Annotated in this window: 9 protein-coding genes and 1 rRNA gene; 5 read left to right on the forward strand and 5 right to left on the reverse strand. The window is 32.9% G+C overall.

From position 1 onward, the window contains the following. Positions 1 to 44 precede the first annotated feature (44 nt). From Q4Q39_RS20500 to Q4Q39_RS20510, 3 genes are all read left to right on the forward strand, one after another. The gene (locus Q4Q39_RS20500; protein ID WP_303284471.1) at positions 45 to 998 is read left to right on the forward strand and encodes an acetyl-CoA carboxylase carboxyltransferase subunit alpha; all 954 of its coding nucleotides are present in this window, start codon (positions 45 to 47) and stop codon (positions 996 to 998) included. A 168-nt stretch (positions 999 to 1166) separates the two neighbouring features. After that, on the forward strand, positions 1167 to 2705 hold the full coding sequence (dnaB, locus tag Q4Q39_RS20505) for a replicative DNA helicase (RefSeq protein WP_303284472.1): 1539 nt from the start codon (positions 1167 to 1169) through the stop codon (positions 2703 to 2705). Between the two features lie 304 nt (positions 2706 to 3009). Then, positions 3010 to 4269 (forward strand): asparagine synthetase B, encoded by a 1260-nt coding sequence (locus Q4Q39_RS20510; protein ID WP_303284473.1) that lies wholly within the window; start codon positions 3010 to 3012, stop codon positions 4267 to 4269. A gap of 7 nt (positions 4270 to 4276) precedes the next feature. Here Q4Q39_RS20510 and Q4Q39_RS20515 read toward each other — a convergent pair whose 3' ends face one another. Further along, positions 4277 to 4711 carry a hypothetical protein gene (locus Q4Q39_RS20515; protein ID WP_303284474.1) on the reverse strand — a complete coding sequence of 145 codons (435 nt, stop codon included), beginning with the start codon at positions 4709 to 4711 and terminating at the stop codon, positions 4277 to 4279. Between the two features lie 119 nt (positions 4712 to 4830). Here Q4Q39_RS20515 and Q4Q39_RS20520 point away from each other — a divergent pair, with 119 nt between their 5' ends. Continuing rightward, a complete protein-coding gene (locus Q4Q39_RS20520) occupies positions 4831 to 5253 on the forward strand; it encodes a secondary thiamine-phosphate synthase enzyme YjbQ (RefSeq protein WP_303284475.1) in 423 nt (140 codons plus the stop codon). A 295-nt stretch (positions 5254 to 5548) separates the two neighbouring features. Here the strand turns inward: Q4Q39_RS20520 and rplT are convergent, their stop codons facing one another. The 4 genes from rplT to thrS all read right to left on the reverse strand — a co-directional run bounded on the left by rplT (position 5549) and on the right by thrS (position 8845). Continuing rightward, the gene (gene rplT, locus Q4Q39_RS20525) at positions 5549 to 5893 is read right to left on the reverse strand and encodes a 50S ribosomal protein L20 (protein WP_109308747.1); all 345 of its coding nucleotides are present in this window, start codon (positions 5891 to 5893) and stop codon (positions 5549 to 5551) included. Positions 5894 to 6039: 146 nt separating this feature from the next. Then, entirely contained in the window at positions 6040 to 6237 is a 198-nt protein-coding gene (rpmI, locus tag Q4Q39_RS20530) for a 50S ribosomal protein L35 (protein ID WP_019388182.1), read from the reverse strand. A gap of 93 nt (positions 6238 to 6330) precedes the next feature. After that, on the reverse strand, positions 6331 to 6840 hold the full coding sequence (infC, locus tag Q4Q39_RS20535) for a translation initiation factor IF-3 (protein ID WP_135876693.1): 510 nt from the start codon (positions 6838 to 6840) through the stop codon (positions 6331 to 6333). 70 nt (positions 6841 to 6910) lie between these two features. Continuing rightward, a complete protein-coding gene (gene thrS / locus Q4Q39_RS20540; protein WP_303284476.1) occupies positions 6911 to 8845 on the reverse strand; it encodes a threonine--tRNA ligase in 1935 nt (644 codons plus the stop codon). Between the two features lie 1024 nt (positions 8846 to 9869). Between thrS and Q4Q39_RS20545 the strand changes: the two genes are divergently transcribed. Then, positions 9870 to 9933 (forward strand): 16S ribosomal RNA (locus tag Q4Q39_RS20545); the annotation flags it as partial.

The raw sequence follows: 9933 nt of genomic DNA on the forward strand, positions 1-9933 counted from the left end.
TTTGTACGCTAACCTTAAAATTAAATAGCTAAAACTAAATTCTTATGGAATATTTAGAATTTGAACTCCCTATAAAAGAGCTAGAAGATCAACTACAAAAATGTAGAGTGATTGGAGAAGAAAGTGAAGTAGACGTTACTGAAACGTGTTCTCAAATTGAAAAGAAGTTAAAAGAAGCCCAAAAAGATATTTATAAAAATCTAACACCTTGGCAAAGAGTACAATTATCTCGACATCCAAACAGGCCATATACATTGGATCATATAAAGGCCATTTGTGGTGATTCATTTTTAGAATTACATGGAGATCGTAATATAAAAGATGATAAAGCGATGATTGGTGGTTTAGGTAAAATTGGAGATCAAACGTTTATGTTTATAGGCCAACAAAAAGGCTACAACACGAAAACCAGACAATATAGAAATTTTGGAATGGCTAATCCCGAAGGGTATCGTAAAGCGTTACGTTTAATGAAATCTGCTGAAAAATTCGGTATTCCAGTTGTATCATTAATAGATACCCCAGGTGCTTATCCTGGTTTAGAAGCAGAAGAACGCGGACAAGGAGAAGCTATCGCCAGAAATATTTTAGAAATGACTCGTTTAAAAGTTCCTATTATTGCTATAGTAATTGGAGAAGGAGCATCAGGAGGCGCATTAGGAATCGGTGTTGGAGATAATGTATTGATGTTAGAGAATTCTTGGTACTCTGTAATATCTCCAGAGAACTGTTCTTCAATTTTATGGCGTAGTTGGGAATATAAAGAACAAGCAGCGGAAGCTTTGAAGTTAACAGCAACAGATGCTATGAAGATAAAAGTAGTAGATGGCGTTATTAAAGAACCACTAGGAGGTGCACATAGAGATCGTGAAAAAACATTTTTAGCAGTAAGTAATGCCATAGTAAAATCTTATGAGGCATTAAAAAACTTATCACCAACAGATTTGATATCTCAGCGTATGGAAAAATATGCAAACATGGGGGTATTTAAAGGGTAAGCCTTTTAAAACCATAACATAGAAAAATCTGAAACTTTAAGTTTTGGATTTTTTTATGCTTATCAACAATATTTTTAAGTTATTAACAGTTAAATTGTTAATGACTGGTGAGTAACCATAATTCATTTTTTGTTTAAAAACCCTTTCTTTTTAATTACTTTCGTAAGTATGAAACAACCTAACCAAGTTCAAGGATATAAAGTAGATAAAAGTACTATTATTAGTCTGGAGAAGGGTAAAATACCTCCTCAAGCCCTTGATTTAGAAGAGGTTGTGCTTGGAGCAATGATGATTGATAAGAAAGGAGTCGATGAAGTTATTGATATTTTAAGCCCAGATGCATTTTACAAAGAAGCACATCAATACATTTTTGAAGCGATTTTTCAATTATTCGAAAATAGTGAACCTGTAGACTTATTAACCGTTTCCACGCAATTAAAGAAAAGTTCAAAACTGGAACTAGCTGGTGGCGATTTTTACCTTATTTCGCTAACACAAAAAGTATCTTCTTCTGCCCATATTGAATTTCATGCACGTATTATTTTGCAGAAATTTATTCAACGCAGTTTAATTAAGATTTCTAACGAAATTATAGAAGATTCTTATGACGAAACTAAAGACGTTTTCGATTTACTAGATAAAGCAGAATCAAAATTATACGAGGTTACACAAGGAAATATTAAGAAATCGAGTGAAACCGCTCAAGATTTAGTCATACAAGCCAAAAAGAAAATCGAAGAAATTTCGAATAAAGAAGGGCTTAGTGGAATTCCAACAGGTTTTAATAAATTAGATAAACTAACATCAGGCTGGCAGCCGTCCGATTTAATTATAGTTGCGGCACGTCCAGGGATGGGGAAAACGGCTTTAACGCTTTCTATGGCGAGAAATATTGCGGTAGATCAAAATATACCAGTGGCATTCTTTTCTTTAGAGATGGCATCCGTGCAATTAATAACGCGTCTAATTTCTAGCGAAACAGGTTTGTCTTCTGAAAAATTGCGTACAGGAAAACTTGAAAAACATGAGTGGGAGCAACTCAATGTAAAAGTAAAAGGCTTAGAAAAAGCACCCCTTTTTATTGATGATACTCCATCGCTGTCCATATTTGATTTAAGAGCAAAAGCACGTCGTTTATCATCTCAACACGGTATTAAATTAATCATGATTGATTATTTACAGTTGATGACAGGTGGGCCTAGTCATGGAGGAAATCGTGAACAGGAAATTTCTATGATTTCCAGAAACCTTAAAGCATTAGCCAAAGAATTAATGGTTCCGGTAATAGCATTATCACAGTTATCTCGTGCAGTTGAAACACGTGGAGGAAGTAAACGTCCTTTACTATCAGATTTACGTGAATCTGGAGCGATTGAGCAAGATGCCGATATTGTATCGTTTATTTACAGACCAGAATATTATAAAATTGAAGAATGGGATGATGATGAACGATCTCCAACAGAAGGGCAGGCAGAATTTATTATTGCAAAACATAGAAATGGTGGTTTAGAAAATATACGATTAAAGTTCCTTGGTCACTTAGGTAAGTTTGATAATTTAGATGATTTTGACTCACCTTTTGAGTTTCATTCTAAAATGAATGCAGCTGCGAATGATGATACTTTCAAAGCAGATGATTTTAAAGCAAGTCCAGATCAAGCTTTCGGAAGCTCGTTCAATGATGATGATAATGATGTACCATTTTAAAAATTAATCTATCATTCCTGCGTAGGCAGGAATCTACTTCTACTTTACCTTTGATTTACTATATGTTCAAGAAATTGAAACATGGATAGAATAGACAAGACGAAAATAGTTTTAAAGTAATTAATACTGATTATCATCCTATTTATAGGGTTTAGAAAGAGAGATATAGTTTTATAAATATTGTTCGAACAAAATGTTAAAACGTTTTAATCGGAAGAAAATTTAAGTATCTTTCAACATCAATAAGAGTCTCAGTCATTTCAAAAAGGAACGACCGAGAAATCTCATAAAGTTTCGCTTCAAATTGAAAAAGTTATTTATAAGTTTACTCTTTATATTAATAGGTATTAATACCTATGCATCCTATATTCTTATACCCATGGATGCAGAAAGTCAAAAAAATCACCTAAAAGCATATGGTATTACGTATTGGACACTTAATAAGGAATTAAAAGTAAAATGGCTTTTAAATTATAGAGGAGGTTCTTTTTTATTACCAGATACAGAGGCTATTCAGCGAGAGTGTCAAATCCGTGGTATTTCTTTCGAAGTCATTTCAAACTCAAAAGTAGAAAGCATTTTAGAAGAAATAAGCAGTCCAAGCAAAAATATGGAAGCAGTAATTTTAGAAAAAGCTCCCAAAATAGCGGTTTATACACCAAAAGGAAAATTACCTTGGGATGATGCTGTTACTATGGTATTGAAATATGCTGAAATACCTTATGAAACTGTTTACGATGAAGAAGTGTTAAATGATGGTTTATTATTGTTTGATTGGTTGCATTTACATCATGAAGATTTCACAGGTCAATACGGTAAATTTTATGGTGCTTACAGAGCAGCTTCTTGGTATATTCAAGAAAAAAAAGAAGCAGAAGCATTAGCAACAAAACTAGGTTATAGTAAAGTATCTCAAGAAAAATCAGATGTAGCTTTAAAGATTAGAGACTATGTTGTTGGAGGAGGATTCATGTTTGCTATGTGTAGCGCAACAGATAGTTTTGATATTGCTTTATCTGCTGAAGGTATTGATATTTGTGAGCCTATGTTTGATGGAGATGGAAGTGATCCTGCCTATCAAAACAAAATTGATTATAATAAAACATTTGCTTTTTCTAATTTCACATTGGAACGTAGCCCAGTTGTTTATGAGTTTTCCTCTATAGATATGACTAGCAAACGAAGAATTCCTAAAACAATCGATTATTTTTCATTAATGGAATTTTCTGCAAAATGGGATCCCATTCCAACAATGTTATGTCAAAATCATACAGCTTTGGTAAAAGGCTTTATGGGGCAGACAACATCTTTTACTAGAGATGAAATAAAATCGAATGTATTAGTTATGGGTGAAACAAAGTCGAATGGAGAAGCTAAATATATCCATGGTATAAAAGGAAAAGGATTCTTTACTTTTTATGGAGGACATGATCCTGAAGATTATCAGCATAGAGTAGGAGACGCTAAGACAGAATTGGACTTACATCCAACATCTCCAGGCTATAGACTTATTTTGAATAATGTATTATTTCCAGCTGCTAGGAAAAAGAAACAGAAAACTTAGCATTTGGCTATTCAACAACTTGTATAGTTCTTTCGAAAGTGTATACAAAACCATCTGCACCAGAACCTTCCGATTGATCATTTTGATCTATGACCAGCTTGTTACCAGTAATTGTATAACGACCAATTTCATCACCATCAATAGTAAGAAACGATTTTCCTTCAACATTTTTAACTGAATAGGAGTAAGTACCAGAATCTAGAGCATCTTGTTTAGTATCATCCGTATTTTTATTCTCAACTTCGATTTCAAAATCTACTTCATTAAAAACCCAAACAATGGTTTTTAATGAAAATTCATCATTAACACCAGCGATACCTCCAGTTGTTTTAATCAAATTCCACTGAGCAATTACAGTTTGAGGTTCAGGATTATTATTATCTACAGAACAACTAGTAAATAAGAATAAACTAGATAACACAATTAAGAAATACTTTTTCATACTTTTTAAATTAGTATTCATCTATAAAGATGGTAAAAGACTAAAATGGTTGCGTTATAATTTTAATAAAAGTTTGATTATATATACTTTGGCTAAAGTTTAGTGTGAAATTAGTAAGTATGAAGTTTTTTCAAAAAGAAATAAAATTGCCACCTTATACAAGAGGTTTTCATTTAATTACAAATAATATTCTAAGTGCTATTCCAGAAATTGGACAAATAGAAAAAGGGCAAATGCAAGTATTTATTAAGCATACCTCTGCCAGTTTAACGATAAATGAAAACGCTGATGCTACAGTGAGATCAGATTTTGAATCCCATTTTAATGTCATGGTTCCTGAAAATGCTCCTTATTATAAACACACGTATGAAGGTTCGGACGATATGCCAGCACATATTAAGGCTTCGTTACTTGGAGCGTCTGTAAACATTCCAATTACAAAAGGAAGATTAAATCTAGGGATTTGGCAAGGAGTATACTTGTGCGAGCATAGAGATTACGGTGGAGCAAGGACCATTGTTATTACTGCTTTTGGAGTTTAAAATAATGCTATTATAAAAGAAGACGTTTTGTGATTTAGAAATTAAATTTATTGAATATCCGTAATCTATCATAACCCATTGTCCGCTCGAGCGCAGTCTAGAGGTCATCAAATCTAAAGTGCTCAAAATAAGGTCTCGACTGCGCTCGACCTGACATTCAAGTTGTTATTATGACACATTGCGGACAATCAAATTAAATTTTAAAGAAGAAATATAAAACCAAAAAAAATCCGATTCAATTAAGAACCGGATTTTTTATTAAGCGAATAATATGTTTAACAATAGGCGAAACGCCTTATTTTACTTTCTCTATAACAGCTTTAAAAGCCTCAGGGTTATTCATAGCTAAATCTGCTAAAACCTTACGGTTTAATTCAATATCATTAGCTTTTAATTTCCCCATGAATTGAGAATAAGATAAACCATGTTCTCTGGCTCCTGCGTTAATACGCGTAATCCATAAAGCACGGAATGTTCTCTTTTTGTTTCTACGGTCTCTGTACGAGTATTGCATCGCTTTGTCAACCGCATTTTTTGCTACTGTCCAAACGTTTTTACGTCTTCCAAAGTAACCTTTTGCTTGTTTAAGTACCTTTTTTCTTCTAGCTCTTTTAGCTACAGAATTTACTGATCTTGGCATAATTTTAATTGTTTTTTGTAGTAGGCGTCCCGAATTTATTTCGAGAACTTTTTTATTTCTTAACTCGTAAATTTAAAATCTACATTCGTTAATCAGTGAGCCTAACTCCAGGGTTTATAAATAGTGTTTAACCGATTAAAATAATATTACTTTAAACGTAACATTGTTTTAATATTATCCTCATCTGCCTTATGTACTAATGTATCATGAGTCAGAGCAAGTTTACGCTTTTTAGACTTCTTTGTTAAGATGTGACTTTTAAAAGCATGCTTTCTTTTAATCTTTCCGGTACCAGTTAACTTAAACCGTTTTTTGGCACTAGATTTTGTTTTCATTTTAGGCATTTTCTTCTCCTAGTTTTAATTATTTCGCTTAATTACTTTAGTGCTGATCTCGTTTCAGCATCTTATCTTTGAGTATATAACTATATATTCTTGTTATTTTTTTGGAGCAATAAACATAGTCATACGTTTACCTTCTAAACGTGGCATTTGCTCTACTTTACCAAGTTCTTCTAAATCTTGCGCTAAACGCAATAATAAGATCTGACCTTGTTCTTTAAATATAATGGATCGTCCTTTAAAAAATACAAATGCTTTAAGCTTTGCGCCTTCTTTCAAGAATTTCTCAGCATGTTTCTTTTTAAATTCATAATCATGATCATCCGTTTGAGGTCCGAAACGAATTTCTTTAATGATAACTTTTGTCGCTTTAGATTTTAAAGCCTTATCACGTTTCTTTTGTTCATAAAGAAACTTTTTATAATCCATAACCTTACAAACAGGAGGATCAGCGTTTGGAGAAATCTCTACAAGATCTAATCCTTGCTCATCAGCTATTTTTAAAGCATCTCTGGTAGAATAAACACCAATTTCTACGTTGTCTCCAACAAGACGTACGTTAGGTGCACTAATCTTAGAGTTTATTTTATGTTTATCCTCTTGTATAACCCTTCTATTGGGTTGATTTCTTCTTCGAATTGCTATGACATTATGGTTTTAAATTAAACTTTATTTTTTAGAACGATTTTAACGTTTTACTTACTTCTTCTTTTATAATTTCAGAGAATCTTTCAATGGTAATCATTCCTAAATCTTCTCCTCCATGCTTACGCACAGTTATTTTATTTTCTTTCTCTTCTTGCTCGCCAATGATAATCATAAATGGGTGCTTCTGCATTTCAGCTTCCCTAATTTTCTTCCCAATAGTCTCATTTCTATGGTCCACAAGGGCGCGAATTTCGTCATTTTCTAGCAAATTTAAAACTTTTTCGGAGTATTTTTCATATTTCTCGCTAATTGATAATATTACAGCTTGTGTTGGCATTAACCAAAGCGGGAAATTACCAGCAGTATGTTCTAATAAAATAGCGATAAAACGTTCCATACTTCCAAAAGGAGCACGATGTATCATTATAGGTCTGTGTAGCTCATTATCACTGCCTTTGTAAGTTAAATCAAAGCGCTCAGGTAAGGTGTAATCTACTTGAATAGTACCAAGTTGCCAACGTCTTCCTAGGGCGTCTTTTACCATGAAATCTAACTTAGGTCCGTAAAAAGCAGCTTCACCAGTTTCAACAACATAATTTAACCCTTTATCAATAGCAGCATTCAAAATGGCTTTTTCTGCCTTTTCCCAATTTTCATTACTACCTATATATTTTTCTAAATTATCAGGATCTCTTAATGACACCTGAGCAGTAAAGTTTTCAAATCCTAAAGAACCAAAAACATAAAGAACTAAATCTATAACATTTTTAAATTCTTGATCTAATTGATCTGGTGTACAAAATAAATGAGCATCATCTTGAGTAAACCCTCTAACTCTTGTCAATCCATGTAATTCACCACTTTGTTCATATCTATATACGGTTCCAAATTCGGCATAACGCTTAGGTAAATCTTTGTAACTCCATTGTGCACTATTATATATTTCACAGTGGTGCGGACAATTCATGGGTTTTAATAAAAACTCTTCGTCCTCTTTAGGTGTGTGTATTGGTTGAAAGCTATCCTCACCATATTTCGCATAATGACCAGAAGTAACATATAATTCTTTCTGTCCAATATGAGGCGTAACAACCATTTCGTAACCAGCTTTCTTTTGTGCAGCTTTCAAAAAGTTTTCTAAACGTTCACGTAAAGCAGCACCTTTTGGTAACCACAATGGTAAACCTTGTCCAACTTTTCTTGAGAACGTAAATAATTCTAGTTCCTTCCCTAATTTTCTATGATCACGCTTTTTTGCTTCTTCTAATAATTCTAAATGAGCAGTAAGCTCTTTTTGTTTTGGGAAAGATATGCCATACACCCTTGTTAATTGTGGGTTGTTTTCATTACCTCTCCAATAAGCTCCAGCAACCGATAAAATTTTTACAGCTTTAATAATACCTGTATTAGGAATATGACCCCCACGACATAAATCTGTAAAAGTAGAATGATCACAAAAAGTAATAGTACCATCCTCAAGATTTTCTATCAGCTCGGTTTTAAACTCATTACCATTATAAAGTTCTAAAGCTTCAGCTTTTGTTGCAGAACGCATTTTAAACTCATGTTTCCCACGTGCAATTTCTATCATTTTAGTTTCAATAGCTTTGAAGTCTTTCTCAGAAACTACATGATCACCAAAGTCTACATCATAATAAAACCCATTTTCAATCGCAGGACCGATAGTCAATTTTGCACCAGAATATAATTCTTCAATAGCTTGTGCTAATACATGCGCAGAAGAATGCCAAAAAGCAGTTTTACCCTCGTCGTTATTCCAAGTATATAAAACTAAAGAGCCATCGGTGGTTAATGGAGTAACAGTTTCAACAGTTGTACCATTAAAATTTGCCGAAATCACGTTTCTTGCAAATCCTTCACTAATGCTTTTAGCAACATCCATAGGTGTAGCATTTTTTTCAAACTGCTTTACACTTCCATCGGGTAATGTTATATCTATCATAAAATAATTTAAAATCAGAATGCAAAGATAATAGTATAAACAAATCCACACAATATATATATATGTATAATTTAATATGTGATTAAATTTTGGTGTTACTCCGTATTTTATACAGTCCAACTGAAGTCCATTGTGTTTTTTTGAGAAGTAATTTTCAATTTACTTAAAAGCCTTAGAGTATTAATAAAAGAAATCTGTTGTATTTAACTGTTTTGGTGTAGGCATTTCAAAGTATATTATCATGGTCTCGAAAACAGTTTTGTTATATGCTTTATATGAGGATGCTCAGTTTTAGATAGTAGGGAAGAGACGAAGTAATTAAAATGATAAGACTATGTAGAAATATTACCCATATAAGATAAAAAAAAGATTGGTATAATAATAAGGACATGTGGATACGGGGTGTTAAAGTACCGATCAGGAATAAAGTTTAAAAAGAGTTGAAAAAAAGTTATTTTATAACGTGTTGTAATTCAGGGTTTAAAAAGGGGTATTAAAATAATATTAAAAAAAGGTTAGGATATGTAAAAACGGGGAGTATCTTTGCACCCGCTTAGCGGCCAATATCGTTTAAGATCGGCAGCTTGGAAACGTTCATAAAGGCACTGAGGTTTGGATAGAAAATTGGTCAAAAATTTTTTTCAAAAAAACTTAAAAAAAGTATTGTAGGAACAAAAAAGGTTGTATGTTTGCAGCCGCTAAAAAGGGCATTGGTTCTTGAGGCGCTAGTTCATAAATATACCGTGGTTTTGGGAGAGAAAAAAAAGATTGAATTTTTCTAAAAAAAATCGAGGAAGTATTGTGAGAGTAAAAAAAGGGTTTTATATTTGCACCCGCTAAACGAGGAAACGAGATTAGAGAAGACAGAAAAAGTTCATAAACATATTGAATTGACAGCGTAAGATTTGAATTGGAAACGATTTAAATTAAACAAAGAGAATAGACCATTTTGAGTACTAGAAATTCCTATTGGTCGTTAAAAGCTGTCTGTTGTATCTATAATATAACGGACACACAAAAATTAACGATGAAGAGTTTGATCCTGGCTCAGGATGAACGCTAGCGGCAGGCCTAACACATGCAAGTCG

The sequence above is a fragment of the Flavivirga amylovorans genome (assembly GCF_030540875.1).
Classification (GTDB): Bacteria; Bacteroidota; Bacteroidia; order Flavobacteriales; family Flavobacteriaceae; genus Flavivirga; species Flavivirga amylovorans.

Excerpts from the sequence above, each read along its gene's own strand:
- Q4Q39_RS20500 (WP_303284471.1), top strand. The coding sequence starts at position 45 with ATGGAATATTTAGAATTTGAACTCCCTATAAAAGAGCTAGAAGATCAA.
- dnaB (WP_303284472.1), top strand. The coding sequence starts at position 1,167 with ATGAAACAACCTAACCAAGTTCAAGGATATAAAGTAGATAAAAGTACT.
- Q4Q39_RS20515 (WP_303284474.1), bottom strand. The coding sequence starts at position 4,711 with ATGAAAAAGTATTTCTTAATTGTGTTATCTAGTTTATTCTTATTTACT.
- Q4Q39_RS20520 (WP_303284475.1), top strand. The coding sequence starts at position 4,831 with ATGAAGTTTTTTCAAAAAGAAATAAAATTGCCACCTTATACAAGAGGT.
- rplT (WP_109308747.1), bottom strand. The coding sequence starts at position 5,893 with ATGCCAAGATCAGTAAATTCTGTAGCTAAAAGAGCTAGAAGAAAAAAG.
- rpmI (WP_019388182.1), bottom strand. The coding sequence starts at position 6,237 with ATGCCTAAAATGAAAACAAAATCTAGTGCCAAAAAACGGTTTAAGTTA.
- thrS (WP_303284476.1), bottom strand. The coding sequence starts at position 8,845 with ATGATAGATATAACATTACCCGATGGAAGTGTAAAGCAGTTTGAAAAA.